The sequence below is a fragment of the Chryseobacterium taichungense genome (genome assembly GCF_900109935.1).
Lineage (GTDB): Bacteria > Bacteroidota > Bacteroidia > Flavobacteriales > Weeksellaceae > Chryseobacterium > Chryseobacterium taichungense.
Genome location: NZ_FOBV01000001.1, coordinates 500,556 through 522,195 on the forward strand (window position 1 = coordinate 500,556; position 21,640 = coordinate 522,195).

A 21,640-nucleotide genomic window follows, 5' to 3' on the forward strand; every position below is an offset into this window, starting at 1 on the left:
ATTAGCAATGAAAACAAGAACCCCAATTTCAATATACATCATTGTCACAATAGGTTTGACGATCATGGCGTTCGAAATGTTCGCGCACGATTCAGGATACTTTTCTTCTCCTTTTTTCTGGGGACTCATGCTGATCGCAGTTATTCTTCTTTTGATCATGAATTCTATCGGAGACCTGATCGAAAACCAGAATTTCACCAACCTGTCAGATGAAGAGAAAGCTTTATACCTAAAAGAAAAAAGCACCCCTTATTTTCAGAAGCTTTGGAATTCAGCATTTAAAAAACAGTCTGCAACAGAGGAAAAAGACATTCTTATTGATCATGGATTCGACGGGATCACAGAGCTCGACAACTCACTGCCAAAATGGTGGATCGGTCTTTTCTGGTTCGGATGTATTTTCTGTGCCGTGTATCTTACCGCATTTTCTTTCACCGATTATGCACATCCTGACGCAGAATTGGCGCACGAAACAAAAACAATGCTCGCTTCAATTGCAGAATATGAAAAGACTGCGCCTCAGGTGAATCTTGAAACAGCAAAATACAGCGCCGACAATATTGCAGAAGGTCAGGAACTCTTTAAAACCAATTGCGCAACCTGCCACGGAGAAGGAGGAAAAGGAGGAATCGGGCCCAACCTCACCGATAGCCACTGGATCAATGTAAAACAGAAAAGCCTCTTTAAAAATGTAATCTGGATGCTTGAAAACGGATCTCCAAATAACCCAACAATGCGCCCTCTGATTAAAGAAGGAACCATTACCGGAAGAGATGCCGAAAAAATCGCGGCCTATATTTATCATATCAACCAAGAAACAGCTCCTATCACACCGGCTCAGGGAGGGGCAGCTCCGCAGGGAGAAGAAGTACATTGGGAAAACGGAAATAACTAAACTTATAATATTAAAAATATAGTCTTTAAACCATGCCAAGCCCCCTTTTGAATAACTAAACTAACATTTATAAATTCATTTTTGCTAAAACCTTTTCAATTAAAAGAAAATGAAAAAAGGGGGCTTTTTACAACATAAAATCCAGGCTTTGACTGTCAGCATCAACTATTCACTTGACACTCAACTAAACTAAATTCCATTAGATTGGCAGTCAAGGCAGGATTTTTGCATACGCAAAGCGTACCACAACAAATAAGCAGTACAATTAGTATTGCTATATTTGTTTTAAACCCAATCACTCTTGAAACTGAAAATCAACAAAAGAAAACTCTTACGGCGTTTTATAATTACCATTATATCCATTTTGGTATTTATTACGCTACTTATTCTTAGCTTAAGACTTCCGGCAGTTCAGAACTTTGTTAAAGACAAGCTGGTTGTTTATCTCGAAAAGAAAATTAAAACAAAAGTAAGCCTGGAAAGGGTTTACATAGGTTTCCCTAACAGTCTTGTTATGGAAAATCTTTATTTAAAAGGTCAGAATATTGATACCCTTCTCGCCGTAAAAAAGCTTGATGTAGGTTTAAATATGCTTAAACTTATCAATTCTACAGCAGACATCACATCCGTGGATCTGGAAGGTGCACGCGCCAATGTGGTAAGAAAACCTGACGGCACTTTCAACTTCGATTATATTATTGATGCTTTTGCCACAACCGACAAAGAAGAAAGCCCTTCAAAACCATTCATTATCTCATTAGATAAAATAAATCTGAAAGATATTGGTGTAACCTTTAATGACCAACAGTCCAGAAATGATATTAAACTTTACTTTAAATCCTTCGATACGAGGGTGAAAACTTTTGACCTGCAAAATAATAAGTACGCCGTCAATGACATTAACCTTGACGGCTTGAAGCTTAAACTGAAACAGGATCTTGTGGAGGAAGTTTCCAAAAAAGTTGAAAAGAAAGTTGATTCTCTCAACAATAAAAAGCCGATGCAAATCGGGCTTCGTGGGATAAAGCTGACCAATTTCGATATTGATTATGACGATGATAATACAAAGACTTTTGCAAAAGTGCTGTTTAAAGAACTTAGCACAAAGGTCAACAAACTCGATCTGGAAAATAACGCTTACAACGTTGACAATGTTTTCCTTTCAGGAGCCAACATCAATGCTAATCTTTACCTCCCAACAAAAAATGCTGATCCTAAAGCAGATCATAACAATGAAGATTCTAAAACCACTGATCAAGAGAAAGCTTTAAGCCTTTTACTCGGGAAGCTGGTTCTTAATGATGTAAAAGTCGCTTACAACAATACCGCTATCGCTCCTACAAGACAGGGAATGGATTTCAATCACCTTAACTTTTCAAAACTGAATGTCGAGGTGAAGGATTTTAAAATGCAGAACAATACGTTTGCAGGGTCTGTGAATTCTGCAGAAATACAGGAAGCCAGAGGCCTTGATATCCGTGAATTCAATACCGATTTTGTGTACAATGAAAAAGAAGCTTATCTCAAAGATCTCTACCTGGAAACATCGAGAACGGTTCTTCGTGATGAAGTGGTGTTAAATTATAATTCTATCGAACAGCTAAGTTCAAATTTAGGAGCCGTAAAGATTTCTGCAAACATTAAAGATTCAAAAGTAGGTTTCGCAGACATTTTAAATCTTGCTCCGGATCTTCGTAATACCGCACCATTCAACAAATATCCGAATGCTATTCTAAATGTTAATGCTAATGTAAAAGGCAATGTGAATGATCTCTTGATCAACAATCTTAAAGTATCAGGTCTTGATCAGCTGAGAGTGGCAGCATCGGGAAGAGTAAAAAATGCAACCAATCCCAACAATCTGTACTATGACCTGAAAATTGCGGAATTGTCGTCTTCAGCCAGAACAATTTATAATCTGGTCCCGAAAAACACCATTCCAAATAACATTTCCCTTCCCTCAAACATGAGTATTAAAGGAACGGCGAAAGGAACAACCAAAGTTGTAGATGCCAACCTCAACCTCTACTCTACTTCCGGAAATGCGGCTGTGGTGGCGAAGGTCGACATGCGCAGAAAAAACCGTGAACTCTATGATGTAAAAGCCAATCTGCAGGGATTACAGATCGGCAGAATCATTAAAAATAAAGACATCGGGCCTATTTCGGCTCAAATTTATGCTAAAGGAGAAAGCTTTGACTTCAAAAATGCCAATGCAGATCTCAGAGGACACGTTGCTTCTGCCGTTTACAAAGGCTATCGTTACCAGAATATGAACCTTACGGGAAAAATAAGACGTGGAGCATATAACATTATATTGAATTCCAAAGATCCTAATGCCAATATGCAACTGACCGCATCAGGAGTTTACAACGAAAAAAATCCTACAGTAAAGGTTAACGGAAACATCCTGAAGCTTGATCTTAATAAACTTGGATTCTATAAAGATCAGATGATCCTCGCAGGAAAAATTGACGGCGACTTTACCAATCTGGATCCCGATCATCTGAATGGATATTTAAATTTAAAAGATTTTGCCTTCTCGGATACAAAAGAAATTTATCCTATTCAGGAAATTAATTTAAAAGCCTCATCAACCGCTGATTCCACGAATATCATTTTCAATTCGCAAATCGCTGATGTGGAATTAAAAGGAAAATACAGGCTTACCCAAATATTCGGAGCGTTGAGCCAGACGATCAATCAATATTACCAGTTCCAGAAGCCGGCGAAAAATGAAAAAATCGAGGCAGGACAGTTTTTTACTTTTAATGCAAAAATTAAAAATGATGATCTGATCAGGAAATTTGTTCCGGATTTGAAGAGTTTTGAAACCATTAATCTGACTGGAAATTATAATGCTGATTCCCAGAAAATAGAAATCGATGGACAAATCCCGCAACTGCTGTATGGAGAGAATTCTATCGAAAACGCAACCTTAAAAGTCACCAATGAAAATCAGGCGTTACAGTATAACCTGAACGTTGCTGCATTGAAGAGTTCAAGTTTTGCTTTGAATAAAGTGAATATCGGGGGAGACGTTGCCAACAACATTATCAATTACAACATCACGACAAAAGATGCGAAAGATGAAACCCAATTCCTGATCGCCGGAAATGCAAAATCACTGAATGACATTACTGAAATTTCGTTGAATCCGGATGGTTTAAAACTGAATTACACCAACTGGACCGTTGCAGAAGGCAACAAAATACAGATCAGCAGCAAAGGTATTGTGGCAGACAATTTCAGATTGTCCAATTCAGGAAGTGAAATCCTTTTACAATCGGAAACCCAGTCGCCCAATGCTCCGTTGAACGTTTCTTTGAAAGATTTTAAAATCGAAACCATTACCGAGCTCATTAAAAAAGACACCTTGCTGGCAAGAGGAACCATCAATGGAACGGCTCAGTTACGTGATCTGACCAAAAATATGACCTTCACATCAGATTTAAATATCACCAATCTGATCGTTTATGAAAATCCTATCGGTAATCTTGCTGTAAAAGTGAATAATACTTCACCGAAGATTTTAAATGCTGATATTGCCCTTTCCGGAAATAACAATGATGTAAAAATTTTGGGAGACTACAATACTTCATCAAGCACATTTGATCTGAACATGGCGATCAATCAGCTGCAAATGAAATCTGTACAAGGTTTTTCGATGAATGCTGTAACAAATACCGAAGGCTATCTTTCCGGGAATTTAAAGATCACCGGAACAACTTCGCAACCGAATATTTTAGGTAAGATAAAATTCAATAATGTCGGACTGGAAATTGCCAAAACAGGAAGTGACTTCCGAAAACTTAATGACGAAATTGATTTTACCAGCCGCGGAATTGAATTTAATAACTTTAAGATCAACGATAAAGATGGTAATTCTTTAAATATTGACGGGCAGGTTCTTACGCAGACGTACAGGGATTTCGCCTTTAATCTCGATCTGAATGCCAAAGACTTTAAAGTCGTTAATTCCGAAAAGTCCAATGATGCGATCATGTACGGAATTCTTTCTATTGATGCCGCATTACATATCAAAGGGAACCTGGATCTGCCGAAAGTCGATGGCCGTCTTTCTGTTGCCGATGATACCGATTTCACATTTGTTCTTCCTCAGTCCTCTCCTACGTTACAGGAAAGAGAAGGTATCGTAGAATTCATTGATCAGGATCAGGTAGCTTTAAATAAAACCATTAAGGCAGACTCTTTAAATTCTCAAACCAGGATTAAAGGAATGGATGTCAATGTAAATATTGAGTTGAGCAAAGAAGCCAAATTATCTTTATTAATTGATAAAGCCAACGGAGATTTTGTAAAACTTCAGGGTGAGGCCGAGCTTACCGGCGGAATTGATCCTTCAGGAAAAACCACGCTTGTCGGAGTTTATGAAGTAGAATCCGGAAGCTATGAAATGTCGGTAAGTGTACTGAAAAGAAAGTTTGATATCCAGAAAGGAAGCACCATCACCTGGACCGGCGAGCCTACGACTGCTACACTCGATATTACGGCTGTCTACAAAACCGAAGCCGCACCGATCGATCTCGTAGAACAGCAGATCAGTGGAGAAAGCGCCGCAACGCTCAACCAGTTTAAGCAGAGAATTCCTTTCAACACCTTATTAAAAATGAAAGGCGAACTGCTAAAACCTGTGATCACTTTTGATATTACCACGGACGAGAAAAACAATGCTGTTTCTTCTAATGTTACCGATATTGTAGACCAGAAGCTATCACAACTGAGAACGCAGGAATCAGAAATGAACAAACAGGTTTTTGCTTTATTATTGCTCAACAGATTCATCGGTGAAAATCCTTTCGAATCCGGAGCCGGGCTTTCAGGAGAAATGATGGCGAGACAGAGTGTGAGTAAAATTCTTTCACAGCAATTAAATAATCTTGCCTCTGATCTTATTAAAGGGGTTGATCTGAATTTCGATCTTGAATCTTCCGAAGATTATTCTTCCGGTGCCAAAAATACAAGAACCGACCTGAATGTAGATATCAGTAAAAAACTCTTGAACGATCGTCTGAAAGTTTCTGTGGGCAGCAATTTCGGACTGGAAGGTGAAGCACGTCAGAATGAAAACATGACCAACATTGCGGGAGACGTAACGGTAGATTACAGCCTGTCCAAAGATGGCCGATACATGCTTCGTGCTTACCGTAAGAACGAGTATCAGGTAGCACTTCAGGGACAGATCGTTGAAACGGGACTAGGATTTATCATTACGCTGGACTATGATAAGTTCCGTGATATCTTCCAGAGATCAAGAAATAAAAAACAAAGAGAAGAAAGAAAAAACAAACAGAACCAAGCCGTAGAATTTAAATAATGAAAAGAAATTATCACATATACTTCAAATATGCGCTTACCTTCGGGATTGCCTCTGCTGTGGTCTCGTGCAACACACGATACCTGAAAGAAGGTCAGATGCTGTACACCGGTGCAGAAATCAATATCGAAAATGATACGATTTCCAAAGGAGAAAAGAAAGACTTAAAGGCCGGGCTGGAAGCGAATCTTACTCCGAAACCCAATTCAAGCTTTCTTGGTTTAAGGCCGAAACTTTTTTTCTATAATATTGCCAAAGAGCCTAAAAAAGAAAAGGGATTCAATTACTGGCTGAAATACAAATTGGGTGAAAAGCCTGTGCTTCTCGGCGATGTAGATCGTGAATTCAACAAAGATATTATTGAAAATTATTCTGAGAACAAAGGTTATTTTAATGCGCGGGCAACATACGACACGGTTGCCAAAAACAAGAAGGCGAAGGTGATCTACACTGTAAGGCCCGGAGCAAGATACCTCATCAGCGATGTAAAATTCCAACAGGATTCTACTTTGGTTAACCGGGAAATCCAAAATCTTACTGACAAAACCTTTCTGAAAAAAGGACAGCCTTTTGATCTTGATGTGATAAAATCTGAGAGAGAGCGTATTGATAACGGATTAAAGGAAAGAGGCTTTTATTATTTCCATCCCGACAACATCATCGTTCAGGCAGACAGTACGGTAAGCAAGAACCATAAAGTTGAGATGAATGTAAAGCTGAAGGACAATACACCGGAACTTTCTACCCAGCAGTTCAGCATCGATAAGGTGATTGTCTTCCCGAATTACAATATTCAGGATGTGAAAAACGGGAAATACAGCGTTCCGATGGATACTGATTCTCTCGGTAAATATGCCTATAATGACATTTACGTCATCGATCCTCAGCATAAATTCAAACCCAGAATTTTTGACAGGGCGCTGTACTTCAAAAAAGGAGACCTTTATAACAGAACCAATCATAACCTTACCTTAAACAGGCTTATCAGTCTTGGTGTTTTCAAATTTGTAAAGAATGAATTCATTGTTTCAGATTCGTTACAGCATAAATTTGACGCTTATTATTTATTAACACCAAGAGAACTTCAGTCGCTACGCCTGGAAGCATTGGGAAGAACGAATTCTGCCAACTATGCAGGAAGCGAGCTCAACCTCAACTGGACGCACAGAAACTTTTTCAGAGGTGCAGAACAATTCAAAGCATCGGTGTACGGAGCTTTTGATGTACAGATCGGAGGACCGGAAAATGCTAAAAACATATTCAGGGCCGGAACCAATGTACAGCTTTCCATTCCGAGGATTGTGGCGCCATTCAGGTTTAACTCATCCAGTGCTTTTGTTCCGAGAACGAATATCACCTTAGGCTATGAATTCCAGAACCGTACGGAATATTATACTTTAAACACGTTCAGCGGATCATTCGGCTATGTCTGGAAAGAAAATGCAAGAAAGGAGCACGACTTGAAAATCCTTGACGTCACTTATGTTTCACCAGCCAACATTACCCCTTTATATGATTCCATTTCGCGAAAAAGTGATGCGATGAGAAGAGTGGTAGAGCGCCAGCTGATCTTTGGACCGACTTATTCTTATACGTACACCAACACGATGCTGTCTAAACCCAGCACCATCTATTATAAAGGAACCCTGGATCTTGCGGGAAATATTACCGGACTGCTTACGGGAGCGAATGTAAAAAAAGACAAGGAAAAAACGATCTTCGGGGTACCATTTAGTCAGTATGCAAAAATTGAAAACGATTTCCGTTTTTATCATAAATTCAACGAGAAAACATCATTGGCCACACGAGCAATTGCCGGACTCGCCTATCCTTACGGAAACTCTGATCACATTCCTTTTTCAAGACAGTTTTTTTCGGGAGGTAGTAACAGTGTAAGAGCATTCAGGGCAAGAACTTTAGGTCCGGGAAGCTTTGATCCGAGAACGATAGAATCCGGATATTATTTTGATCAGTCGGGAGACATAAAGCTTGAGCTGAATGCCGAATACAGAGCCAATTTATATAAATTTTTAAACGTCGCCGTCTTTGCCGATGCAGGAAACGTGTGGCTGGTAAATGAAGATCCCGACAGACCCGGCGCAAAATTTTCGAAAGAATTTTTAAGCGAAATTGCCGTAGGAGCCGGAGTTGGTCTGAGACTTGATTTCTCTATTTTAATTCTGAGACTTGACCTCGCCATGCCACTGAGAGTACCTTACTATGAAAGAGGCGACCGATGGACTTTCGACAAAATTAATTTCGGAGATTCGAGCTGGAGAAGAGATAATCTTATCCTGAATATTGCGATCGGATATCCTTTCTAAATTTTTATACATGATAAAAAGAATAAAATTCTTCTGGGAAGCTTTAAAAGAAACTTATACAAAATGGAACGATTCGACCGCTTCCAATGATTCTGCGAGTCTGGCATATTATGCTATTTTCTCAATTCCTGGTTTGCTGATTATTATCATATGGATTGCCGGATATTTCTTCGGTGAGGAAGCGATTCGGGGACAGATCACCAGCCAGATCAGCGGTCTTATGGGACAGGATGCAGCCAAAAGCGTGCAGGATATGATTGCAGGAGCTTTGATTGATAAGGAAAATATATTCATGAAAGCAATTGGTGTAGGTTCTCTTGTTTTTGGTTCGACAACATTATTCTTTCAGCTTCAGCGTTCCCTGAACAGCTTATGGGACGTACAGCCTGCACCAAAAAAAGCTTTTGTTAAATTTCTCCTCGACAGAGCCAACTCCTTAGGAATGATCCTGATCATCGGCTTTTTACTCATGATTACCATGGTGCTTTCGTCTTTAATCAGCTTACTTAATAACTGGATCACGAATTATTTCGGACTGGAGACCTATATGGTGGTAGAGCTTGTGAATTACCTCATCGGGTTTACTGTGACTATGCTTTTATTCGCTTTAATGTTTAAAGTATTACCGGATGTTGAGATCAGCTGGAGGCCCGTATGGAGAGGTTCCTTTCTTACGACGATCTTATTTACCTTGGGAAAATTCCTTTTAAGTCTTTATTTCGGAACAGCCAAACCTACTTCAGCGTTTGGGGCAGCGGGAACTGTTATCCTGATTATGATGTGGATTAATTATTCGTGCATGCTCATTTTCTTCGGAGCAGAATTTACCAAAATATACGCTAACAAAAGAGGCTTTAAAATCGTCCCTTCCAAACATGCGAAATGGAGTGATGCCAAATTGTATGAAGACAGCCAGAGAATGAAAGACCCGTCTGAAAGCTAAATAAAGCTATATGCACGTATCTTTTTCTACTGTAAATAGCGAATATTTTGGGTTCTTATTAAAAGAAATTCACAAGCGTTACAAAAATAGATGCTGAAGAGTTACTCAACTCTTGCTGTAGAGTTGCTCAACTTCTGCTGTAGAGTTGTCCAACTCCTGCGCAGGAGTTGAATGAAAGATGCGCAGGTTTCGGGCGAAACCTGCGCATCTTTTTTTTATATTCAGAATACATGATTAAATATCATATACTAATTCTGAGAATCCTTACATTCTGTTTACCGTTGTGATCCCGAGAAGATTCAGCGATTTCTTTATGGTTTTGGCTGTAAGATCTGAAAGATTTAATCTGCTCTGCTTTACATTTTCATCCTCATGATTCATGATCGGATTGCTCTGATAGAACGAGTTGTACGTTTTCACCAGATCATATACATAATTGGCCACCAGAGCCGGACTTAATACTTCTGCTGCTTTCTGAACAACAACTTTATAATTGGCCAGCTGCATCACCAATGCCTTCTCATATTCATTTAAGACAACGCTATCCACTGCTTTATATTCAAAATCAGCCTTAGCCAATAAAGACTGAATACGCGCATAAGTATACTGAATGAACGGCCCCGTATTTCCGTTGAAATCAATACTCTCTTCAGGATTGAAGAGCATTTTTTTCTTCGGATCCACTTTCAGCATAAAATATTTCAGCGCTCCCATTCCTACACTTTCGTAGTTTTGGGCTTTTTCTTCCTCCGTTAAATTCTCCAGCTTTCCAAGTTCTTCTGCTGCTGACTTTGCGATGTTGTGCATCTCCTGCATCAGGTCGTCTGCATCAACTACCGTTCCTTCACGGGATTTCATCTTACCGTTCGGAAGCTCAACCATTCCGTAAGACAGGTGATACAATTGATCTGCCCATGAATAACCAAGTTTCCCTAATATTTTAAATAAAACCTGGAAATGGTAATCCTGTTCGTTTCCTACCGTATAGATCAGCTTTTGAATATCGTTTTGTTTAAAACGCTCAACAGCCGTACCCAGGTCCTGGGTCATATATACTGAAGTTCCGTCAGAACGCAATAGTAATTTCTGATCCAGGCCTTCATCCGTAAGATCGCACCATACCGAACCGTCTTCTTTCTGATACAGCACTCCTTTATCCAAACCTTCCTGAATAAGGTCTTTCCCTAAAATATAGGTATTGCTTTCGTACTGAACCTGATCGAAATCTACTCCCAGTCTTTTATATGTTTCATCAAAGCCTTTGTAGACCCATGAGTTCATTTCATTCCATAGGGTGCGTACTTTTTCGTCTCCTTTTTCCCAATCGAGAAGCATTTGTTGCGCTTCCTTCATGAGAGGCGCCTCCTTTTTCGCCTGTTCTTCTGTGATACCTTGTGCGACAAGTTCAGCAATTTCCTTTTTATATTCTTGGTCGAACTTTACATAGTAGTTTCCGACAAATTTATCACCTTTAATACCAGTGGTCTCAGGAGTCTCTCCATTCCCGAACTTTTCCCAAGCCAACATTGATTTGCAAATGTGGATCCCTCTGTCGTTGATAATCTGTGTTTTGATCACGTTATATCCGGCTTCTTCAAGAATTTGTGCAACAGAAAAGCCTAATAAATTATTTCTGATATGTCCAAGGTGAAGGGGTTTGTTGGTATTCGGTGAAGAATACTCCACCATTACTGTTGAATTTTTCTTTTCCACGGCATCAAAGTTTTCTGCCAATCCTTTAAAGTTATCGATAAAGAATTGATTTTTAACTTTAATATTAAGAAAGCCTTTCACGACATTAAAACTTTCGACAAGTTCCGTCTGCTGAGTTAAAGCATCTCCCAGTTCAACCCCGATGGCTTCGGGATTTTTTTTCAGCTGTTTCACCAAAGGAAAAGTTACGATGGTAAAATCTCCTTCAAACTCCGTTTTATTTTCCTGAACTTCCAAAGCAATGCCTTTCAGCTGATAGACATTAAGGATCACTTCCAAAAGTTTTTCTTCTATGATATTTTTAATATTCATTATCTGTTATTTTACAATAGCCGACCGGCCATATTCTGAACCGCAAATATACGGAAATAAAAAAACCGCCCGAAGGCGGATCGATATGAATATTAAAACTAGAAGATTAATTGGCCCACCACACCGGGGTGTACATGGATGACACTACAGTGGCGTTTTGATTCAATATCCTTTCTGACTTTGGAGTCATTAATCTCAATGGAATCTTTTTCGTCTGGCTGTTTTGGTTGGGAGTTAAAGTTGGGAATCCTGTTCGTCTCCAGTCGTTGTATGGCTCCATCGTCGTAAATAAAGCAATATACTTTTGATTCATAATATTCTCCAGAGTAACTGTGGATGACACCGATGTGGCATACGTGTCATTTGCCGTTCCTGTAACCTCCTTGATGGAAGAAGCGACGGCATCTTTCAACGCAGCCTGGGCTGAAGCAAGATTTCCCAATCTGAAGTAGGCTTCAGCCTGGATAAATTTGATTTCGCTATACCCAAAAATAATATTTGGGGTTGAGGGTGAACCAGCAAAATAACTTCCGAAAGGTGAAGCATCCGAATCTGCATCTTCAGGCGCAGATCCTGAATACCCTTGTGGGTTATGGCTATCCGGAGACACAAAAAAAGGAAGTCTGGGATCAGCATTATTTTTCAGAAGGTCAACAAAATATTTCCCCATAGACATATATCCAGACCTTGCATTGTTAAATCCATACCAGAGATTCTGGTTGTTTCCCCCATCAAATGTTGCTACCAGGTTATCACTGTCTGAAGCCAGTGAAAGCTGTGAATAATCTAAGGCTTTCTGTGCGGCTGTATTGTCTTTTTTTGATAATCTGAGGGCATATCTTGCTTTTAAAGCATATGCCAGTTTTTTCCACTGTAATACATCACCTCCATAAAATAAATCGTCAGTCTTCGGTAAACTTTTATTGGCATTTTGAGGTTTTTCAAAATCGGCAATGGCTTTATCCAGGTAAGATTGAATCTGTGTGATCACCTGTTGTTGCGTATCATACTTTGGACTTAGATTGACAGTTCCCTGAAAAGCCTGAGAGAAAGGGACATCTCCCCAGGCATCTGTGGCATATCCTATATTCATGGATATCAACACTCTTGCAATGCCGTCGTAATATGGATTTTCTGCACCAAACTGATTGATGATCTGGTTAAGATTCACACCAGCCTGATAGATATTCGCCCAGTCGGTTTCAACATCGGTTTCGGTAAGGAAATAATTGGTATAATCTAAGGACTGTAGCTGATTCCCATTCGTATGCTGTGTAAAAAGACTTAATGTTCTGGGCAGATTGCCTGTTGAATTGCTGATCGTACCAATTTCTGCTCCGGTAAGTAAAGTTTTCGGGCTTGATAATTGTGTAGGGCTGTTGGGGTTATCATTAAAAGTATCCAGTTCATGCTCGCAGGAGAGCAGGCAAGATATGATCATCAGTGATGCCCCTGCTGTATAGATAAATTTTTTCATAATTAAAATCCGAATTTGAATGTTAAAAAATAGCTTCGTGTATTAGGATTATTAAAATAATCAAACCCTAACGTGTTGGATGCTGATCCGGCGAATGAATTTTCGGGATCAATCCCTTTATAATTGGTTATTAGGAATAAATTTCTGGCACTGAAGGTCACTTCTGCACTTCTGATAAATGTTAAGCCTGCCGATTGGGAAAGAACTTTACCTATATTGTAACTAAGGCTTACATCTCTTAATCTTACCCAGTTAATATCTTTTTCGATAGCGGTTTCATTTGCGCTGAACGATCCGTCTCCGAGATAGCTTACATAGTATGCTTTATTTGAAATGGCAATATTGTTGGGCTGTCCATTTTCCAATACTCCAGGAATGATATATGTACCTTGTCGGTTATCTGCCGATGCCTGGGTCATTCCCAACCTGTTCAACCTGGCTAAAGTACCATTCCAGATATCTCCTCCTTTTCTTACATCTAGCAAGAAACTCAGAGATATATTTTTATATCTGAAATTATTCCTGAAGCCACCAGTCCAATCAGGATTTGGATTTCCAATCAACTGTGCTCCTTCCGCCAATATTGGGAGACCGTTTGATCCTATAATTAAATTACCGGCATTATCTCTTTGATAAGCTGTTCCATAAAATACACCTAACGGCTGACCGAGGGTAATAGTAGGCGTTAAATTTCCACTAAAATAATCACTTCCTTGCGGCGCATTATCGTCAACACCATTTAAGTCGGTAACTTTATTTCTGTTGAGCGTCCAGTTAGCTGTAAAATTCCAGTCAAAGTTTTCATTTTTAAGAATATCATAACCTAGACTAACTTCCAAACCTTTATTTTCTACAGTAGGACCATTCGTATAATAAATCTGATAGCCGTTAGATGCGGCAACAGGACGTCTGATCAGGAGATCATAATTGGTTGATTTGTAAGCACTGGCGTTAAAATGTAATCTTTTAAACATTTCTAATTCCAACCCTAGTTCGAACTCTTTGTTGTGCTCCGGCTTCAAATTATTGTTATATAAAGTTGTTGAAATTCCATAGGCTCCTGTGCCGTTATAAGGGGAAGATAATTGCGGGCCGAAAGAATCGTAAAAAGTAGGGGTTACATAAGGGGTTATAATACTATATGGGCCGGGAGATGCATATGTACTAGAATAAGCAGCTCTTAATTTTCCAAGATTTACCCAATCCGGCATTCCCAGTGTTTTATTGAAAATCCAGGAAGCAGATAAGGAGGGATAAAAATAAGATCTGTTTTGTTTTGGGAGAGAAGAACTCCAATCGTTCCTGCCGGTAACTGTTAAATAAAACTGATCATAAAACGCAAATTCTAAAGAAGCAAAGACCCCTCTTTTCAAATATTTGCTGTCCCCATTCTGCGCTTTAAGGGTAGAAAAATTACTTAAATTAAATTGATTGGGTTCAAGCATAGATGAACCGACACTGTACTGATCATTTGAAAATATCGAGTTTATCTGGCCTCCGATATTGTAATTAAGATTAATATTATCCGTAAAATTTACGATTCCGTTGAATATCAAATCTAAGTTATACAGGCTTTTAGTAAAGCTGTCGACAATGACCTGTCCGGATCCGTCTGCAGTAGAGTTTCCGTTACTCGTAAAAGAATAATTCTGCTGTGCATGGGTCGTGTAAGTATCTACTCCGGCTCTTACCAATACATTCAACCATTTGCTGTAGTTGTAATTAATATGTCCATTAAAGATCACACGATTCGTTTCATCCTTATAAGGGTTGTTATACACTGTATAAAGAGGATTATCATAGGCCGCGAAATAATTTTTATTGTATCCCTGATCCGTTTGATAGTCTCTCACATCATAAGAAGAAGGCATACGCAATAGGGACAACATGATTCCCGCAGTATTACTTCCCTTTTGTGCTCTGACTCCCAACGTATTGGTATATAGAACATCTGCACCAACTTTCACTTTATCGGTGAGCCTGTATTCACTATTGAAATTGAATGATGTTTTTTTCAGGCTTGTATTCGGAACGATACCTGTTTGATCTATATGTCCGAAGGACGCTCTGAAATTGCCATTGTCTCCACCCCCAGATAATGCTAAATTATAATTATTGGTAACTCCTGTCTGATAGAAATTTTTAACATTATCATACGCTTTCAATCCTTCAACACTAGAAATCAGCGGGCCCCAGCTTTGATTGGTTCCGGAGGTAACGGCAAATCCGTCTGAGCTATATTGGGCAGGCTGAATATAAGTGGTTCCATTGGTACCTGCAGCATAACTTTTCTGTAGATTTATCATATTGCTAAGCTGATCAAAACCTACAGAGGTTGAGAAATCGATACCTATACCTTTTCTTTTTCTGCCCTTTTTAGAAACATAGATAATTACACCGTTCCTGGCTCCTTCACCATAAAGTGCGGCGGCTGCCCCACCTTTTAAGACAGAAACACTTTCTATATCATCCGGGTTGATATCCACAGCCCTGTTTGAATCATCTACTCCACCGATATTTGTTCCTGATCCCGCATTGTTGTTGTAGGAGTTGTCGATGATCTGACCATCCAATACAATTAAAGGCTGACTGGTAAGCTCGATTGATTTTTGTCCCCTGATCACAATTCTACTTGATGCCCCGGGTGTTCCGGAGGCTCCGGTAACCTGTACACCGGCTACTTTCCCGGCCAATCCCTGGATAACGTTTGATTCACCAGACTTTTGCAGGTCTCCTCCTGCTACCTGTGAGACGGAATAGCCGATTGCTTTTTTCTCTCTTTTAATGCCTAGCGCAGTAACGACTACGCCTTCAATTTCACCTGTTCTCAGCGTATCACTCTTTTTTTGCTGTGCCTGGGCTAGGGCCACAGAAGAGGACAGAACCAATGAAAGTACACTGATTGATAATTTCTTCATATACATCTAATTTTTGCAAAACAAAGTTTAAAAAGTTTATCAAAAATTCAAAGAAAAACATGAAAAAATTACAATATATTCAATAAAAATAAATAAAAATTATATAAAAATTAAAAAACAAAGATCATATATAATTATGACACAATATATCATTTTAATAATTTATTATGATTACATTAAAAATAATATTTTAAAAGTATGTAATTCATTTAAATATTACTCTACAAGAAGGAAATTATATACTGATAACCAGTTTATTACCTCTTGATCCAGATTATCAAGCATTATTTTAGCATGTCATAATGAAATGCCTTGCATAGTACTTCATTTTTATTAAAATAAAATTTTAACACTTACGCAAAAAAAAACCGCCCGAAGGCGGATCAATATGAAGGTTAAAATTAAATTTATTTATTGTTTCACGAAAACGAGACTCGCTTCATCATTTCCAGGCACATTATCCAAATCTTTTGAAGCGTCAAGAATCTTTAGTTCGTTATCTGAAAAGTCAAGTATCTCTTTTTTTAATGTCTGGGCTGTTCCGTTCTCATTATAGGTAAGCGTTAAATCTTTTGTAACTTCATCATATACCCACTTTCCGGCAAAGGAATCATCCAGATTGCAGTTTCCGGTGGAAGCAGACACTCCGTATCTTTCGTAAATTCCTGAAAGACTAGCATTGACGACGATCTGGCCCTTTCTTTCACATTCTGTTAAAGGGTATGTTTTACCTTTATACTCATATCTCTGAGGTTTCCAAGTTCCGGTCAGGTTGGGCTTTTCGATAATTGTGTCTTCTACAGCATCATTACCTGAACACGATATAGCAACCACCATGATTATAATTATTTTAGAAAGTAATTTCATATTTTATTGTTTATAATATTCCTATAATGATACAGTAATAATTTTATATTATCAATATACATCCCAGAAAACTTTTGTTGTTACCTGATCCCCACCAATTTTTTGTGCTGCGGCCGTGACGTTATTTTTATTTAACAAATATTCCTGATCAGAATATTTCATTCTTACCGGAACTCCATCTACTGTAGAGTCATCGGGATTCACAAATACAGGATAATCAAGTCTTCTTGCAAAATTCCACGCCTGGAATCCTTTATTAAACATGGCTACCCATGCCTGAAAGCCAATAGATTGCTTCCAGTTTGATGCATTGAATGGATTGGCCGCAATAAAAGCCGTTGCATTTGTACTTGCGATTCCATATTCTGTCATTGAAGCTGTTATTGCCTGAGCATATAAAGCCGAAGCTGATCCTCCTACACTATAGCCCCTGGCTGCTGCCTCTGCTCTTAAAAACATGATTTCAGTATAATCTAATAAATAGCCCTGAGCATTTTCCGTAATTAGCATATATCCCCCATCTTCTCCTACGTCCGGATTTCCATTTGTAACTTTTGGCGACGTCATGTGCGAATAACCTAAAAATGAGTTATTGCTACCATAAATTCCTCCTTTATATACACCTTCTATTTTTGTAAACCAGCGATCTCTTCTCGGATCTGCAGTAGAATTCATATAGTCTACAATTACGTCTGAAGGAATAAAGTCGTTTCTCCCTGACTGTATCGCTTCCTGATATACCGGATTAGCAAATAACCCTGAAGGAAATGCGGATAATCCCCAACTGTCTTCTTTGCTATCGAAAAGTCCGGCATTATAGGCAGCTTCTGCATTGGTCTTTGCGATAGCCGGTTCTACATCTGACAAGGTAACTGCTAATCTGAATTTCAGAGAATTGGCCATTTTTTTCCACTTCGCCATATTACCATTGTAAAAAAGATCTTCCGTATAACCCGCCTGATTAATATTAATCATAGCACTCGCCGCATCAATTCTTTTCAGCAAATCCAGATAAATAGTCTTGGCATCATCATAAGGGATCTCAGACACTCCTGGATTTCCAGGTACAGCTTGCAAGGCTCCGAAGTATGGAATATCGCCGTAAGTATCAACAAGATTTGCCCACGCATAAACATTTATCAATTCTATAATGGCCATATTGTTATTTTTCTTTGTGGCATCCAATCCTTCATTCTCTAAAGACTGTTTTGCATCTCTCAGCGCAGATAATACTCCTGGCGAATGAACAATTGCGGAACTTGATGCCATCATCCTATTATAATGATTTCTAGGAATAGGTCTTGTTACCATATCATAGTTGGATTCATCAATATAGGTTGTCTGAGCCCATTGTTGCGTAAAAAATCTTGCTATATTGTTATTTACATTGGGCGTAAGTAATTGCGAAATCAATTCCTGCTGAGCACTTGCGACCAATAGTCCTGATGGAACTACGGTAGGGTGTTTCGGGTCTTCATTCAGTGAGGTAATATCACTTTCACAAGAATTTGTGACCACTGTTAAAGAAAGTATGCTGAGTATAAAAAGTATTTTTTTCATTTTCTAGAATTTTAAAGTTACGTTAATACCTAAATCACGTGTAGTAGGGAGCACTCCGATTGAATTTCCTTTTGAAGAAAGACCATTTCCTGTTCCTGCCTCGGGATCTGCATAAGGTAAATTTTTATGAATGATCCATAAGTTTCTTCCTACTAAAGAAATTTTAACTTCCTGGAATGAAGTATTAGCTAATACAGATTTAGGAAGACTATAGCCGATGCTTGCTTCTCTTAATTTAACATATGACGCATCATAAACAAATCGCGAATTTGGCATTCTTCTGTATCCGTCAACATTTCCAAATGTATCCGGTGCTGAAGTAGGCGTTGTATTTACCTGTCCGTTTGGATTCACACCCGGATTGACTACCCCAGCTGTTCTATAATCTCCAATTGCCGTTTCCTCATAAAGTCCAGTAGCCAGACCATAGTACATATCTGTTGAAAAAACGTCTCCTCCATGTTTTACGTCGATAAGGAAACTTACCGACAAACCTTTGTAATTGAAACTGTTTCTTACACCTCCTATCCAGTCTGGCGTAATATTTCCAATTACCTGATTCGGGTTTGTTAAGTATCTACCATTCGCCGGATTAATAACTTTTTCTCCGTTTAAATATACATAATCAGATCCTACAAGGGCTCCGAAAGCTTCACCTACTCTTGCATTAAGTGAAACCCCTCCTTGATAAGAAGCTAATAAATAGTTTTGAGAATCTCCATATAGTGAAACGACTTCGTTTTCATTTTTAGACCAGTTTATATCAATATCCCATTTGAAATTATCGTTCTTTACAGGCGTTCCATTTAATTGTACTTCGATACCCTTATTATTAATTTGTCCTGCATTTACAAGGAAGGTTCTATATCCTGTTGCAGATGACACCGGAAGATTAATAATTTGATCGAAAGTACGTGTTTTATATAATGCTACGTCAAATCCTAATCTATTTTTAAAGAACTGCCCTTCCATACCAAATTCAACTTCTTTTGATCTTTGAGGTTTCAGATTTGGATTTGCAAGAAAATAAGATTGATCAACAAGTCCTACATTCCCAAAACCACCTCTTACTCTGTATGTATTTTGTAATTGATAATTTTTTGTTGAAGACCCTACTTCAGCATAATTACCTCTAATTTTCCAGAAGCTCATCCATGAAGGCTTCCAAAGTTCAGAAAGTATTAAAGATCCTGTAACTGATGGATAGAAGTAAGAATTATCTGCTTTAGGAAGATTAGAACTTTGATCGATTCTAAAAGTTCCGTCTACGTATAACAAATTTTTATATCCGAATGATGCTGTTGCATAAGCACCTGAAGTTAACCATTTTTCATAATTTTCATCTGGTGAAATAATTGGGCTGGCAGAGTTTGAAATGGCAAATAATCCCGGAGTGGCCAAACCACCTTCAGTACTTGCATAAACATTATCAATCAAATTTCTTCTGACATTTCCTCCAACAATCCCACTTACATTTAAATCGGGAGTGATATCGAATTTATAATTTAAGAATAAGTCGAAGTTTGTTTCAGTAGTACGAACATCCTGACGCGAATATCCTGAGGTAACATTATTTCCTGATGCTCCGAAAGCCTGTGGTAGAGAGCCGTTCATCAGTCTTTCTTCAATCAGCATTTGCATCTGATCATAAGAAAGCTTTCCTGTAAGACCAAAATTTTTAGAAATATCATATTTTACTTGAGCATAGCTAAAGCTTCTTGTTCTGGTATCTGACTGATAATTTTGATATCTTTGAAAATAAGGATTATTCCAGTAGGCCGGAGTTCCATCCGAACCAGAACTTCTGTTCCAGGTTAGGTTTGAGTTACTTCTTTCGTATGCGTCTCTCAATTCATAAACATCAACATTGGTTTGCCACCATTGTCTAAAACCGGTTACAATGTTATCAGAATATCCTGTTTCATTTCTCCCTTTAGTATCCTGAATTGTTAATGTTGAAAATACACTGGCATGAAGCTTATCCGTAAAATCATAATTGAATTTGGCTGATAGACTATTCTTTCTTAAATCTGAGTTTGGCAACAAACCGTTGGAAAGCATATTAGTATAGGACAGAGAAACATTGGACGACTTATTTCCTTTTTCTAATGAAATTGTGTTGACGTACGTCACAGGTGTCTCAAAAAATTTAATAGGTCCGTTTTTAGCGGCCACCCAAGGTGTTGCTTTTCCGTAGTTTGGGGAGTCAGGATTATATGAATCCCACTGTCTCACCATTAAGTTGGGATTAAATTCAGCTCCGTATGATGCATCTTCTGTAAATGGTACCTGTAATTGCTGTGTATCAGGATCATAATTAAAGTATTCATCCGGATTACCATCTCCATTTGTATCATTTCCATAAACCCTACCATATCCTGCACCATATCTTGTCTGATATTTCGGAAAGGTAGATTTATCAATAAATCCGGCTGTAATACCTGAATTTAGTGTTACTCCCCAACTTCCGTCCTGCTTCCCTCTTCCATTTTTAGTAACAATTAAAATTACACCATCACTACCTCGCTCTCCATACAGTGCCGATGCTGCTGCTCCTTTGAGAACGTTTATACTTTCGATGTCATCCTGATTGATATCGGACAAGAAATTGCCGTAATCGAAAATAGCTCCGCCTACAGTTCCATTATTGACAGGAGATCCATCTATAACGATGAGCGGGCTTCCCCCAGATAAAGATTTGTAACCTCTGATAAGTAAGTTGGCAGAACCGCCGAAATTGTTATTTGTATTAACTTGTAATCCGGAAACTTTTCCCGATAGCAAAGAAGCTACGTTTCCCGTGTTAGTTGTACCTCCTGTTAAAGCTTCCGCTTTCACTTCTTCTGAAGCATACCCCAAGGATTTTTTCTCTCTTTTAATTCCCAGTGCAGTTACCACCACACCTTCGATGTCTTGCGTTCTTACTGTATCACTCTTTTGTTGTTGCGCTTGTGCGATCGCCAAAGAGGATGACAGTACTGAAGCCAGTACACCCATTGTTATTTTCTTCATATTAATTAAATTTTGCTAGACAAAGTTTAAAAACTTTCTTAAAACAGCAAAATAAAATTGGCAAAAATTAACAAATATTCATTTCTATTCAATTATTTTAATTAATTATTTAAAATAAATTGTTAATAAATATATTTTTAACAAAAATGAATTATTACAAAAGAAATAAAATTACATTAAAAGCAATTTTTTTCGATTGTTATTATCTATATTTTTGCTGCATGAAAAAAATGTCTATATGTGGTGATAAACAACGTCTTAGAATATCAGAAGAGTTTATT

10 protein-coding genes are annotated in these 21,640 nt (G+C 38.4%); 4 read left to right on the forward strand and 6 right to left on the reverse strand.

Annotated elements, in window-relative coordinates; translation table 11 throughout:
* Window positions 1-7 precede the first annotated feature (7 nt).
* From BMW64_RS02355 to BMW64_RS02370, 4 genes are all read left to right on the forward strand, one after another.
* Entirely contained in the window at window positions 8-895 is an 888-nt protein-coding gene (locus tag BMW64_RS02355; protein ID WP_089998233.1) for a cbb3-type cytochrome c oxidase N-terminal domain-containing protein, read from the forward strand.
* Window positions 896-1,196: 301 nt separating this feature from the next.
* Complete coding sequence (locus BMW64_RS02360) at window positions 1,197-6,233, forward strand: translocation/assembly module TamB domain-containing protein (RefSeq protein WP_089998234.1); 5,037 nt, start codon at window positions 1,197-1,199, stop codon at window positions 6,231-6,233.
* Window positions 6,233-8,557: a translocation and assembly module lipoprotein TamL gene (tamL, locus tag BMW64_RS02365; RefSeq protein ID WP_089998235.1), complete on the forward strand. Its 2,325-nt coding sequence runs from the start codon at window positions 6,233-6,235 to the stop codon at window positions 8,555-8,557. The genes BMW64_RS02360 and tamL overlap by 1 nt, the downstream gene beginning before the upstream one ends.
* 10 nt (window positions 8,558-8,567) lie before the next feature.
* A complete protein-coding gene (locus BMW64_RS02370; RefSeq protein ID WP_089998236.1) occupies window positions 8,568-9,500 on the forward strand; it encodes a YihY/virulence factor BrkB family protein in 933 nt (310 codons plus the stop codon).
* Window positions 9,501-9,764: 264 nt separating this feature from the next.
* Here BMW64_RS02370 and argS read toward each other — a convergent pair whose 3' ends face one another.
* The 6 genes from argS to BMW64_RS02400 all read right to left on the reverse strand — a co-directional run bounded on the left by argS (window position 9,765) and on the right by BMW64_RS02400 (window position 21,359).
* Window positions 9,765-11,525: an arginine--tRNA ligase gene (gene argS / locus BMW64_RS02375; RefSeq protein ID WP_089998237.1), complete on the reverse strand. Its 1,761-nt coding sequence runs from the start codon at window positions 11,523-11,525 to the stop codon at window positions 9,765-9,767.
* Between the two features lie 106 nt (window positions 11,526-11,631).
* Window positions 11,632-13,002 (reverse strand): SusD/RagB family nutrient-binding outer membrane lipoprotein, encoded by a 1,371-nt coding sequence (locus tag BMW64_RS02380; protein ID WP_089998238.1) that lies wholly within the window; start codon window positions 13,000-13,002, stop codon window positions 11,632-11,634.
* Between the two features lie 2 nt (window positions 13,003-13,004).
* Window positions 13,005-15,920, reverse strand: a complete 2,916-nt coding sequence (locus BMW64_RS02385; protein WP_177175221.1) for a SusC/RagA family TonB-linked outer membrane protein — start codon at window positions 15,918-15,920, stop codon at window positions 13,005-13,007.
* 411 nt (window positions 15,921-16,331) lie between these two features.
* Window positions 16,332-16,787, reverse strand: coding sequence for a lipocalin-like domain-containing protein (locus tag BMW64_RS02390; RefSeq protein WP_089998240.1), 456 nt, complete (start codon window positions 16,785-16,787; stop codon window positions 16,332-16,334).
* 51 nt (window positions 16,788-16,838) lie between these two features.
* Window positions 16,839-18,347 (reverse strand): SusD/RagB family nutrient-binding outer membrane lipoprotein, encoded by a 1,509-nt coding sequence (locus BMW64_RS02395; protein WP_089998241.1) that lies wholly within the window; start codon window positions 18,345-18,347, stop codon window positions 16,839-16,841.
* A gap of 3 nt (window positions 18,348-18,350) precedes the next feature.
* A complete protein-coding gene (locus BMW64_RS02400) occupies window positions 18,351-21,359 on the reverse strand; it encodes a SusC/RagA family TonB-linked outer membrane protein (protein ID WP_089998242.1) in 3,009 nt (1,002 codons plus the stop codon).
* Window positions 21,360-21,640: the final 281 nt, after the last annotated feature.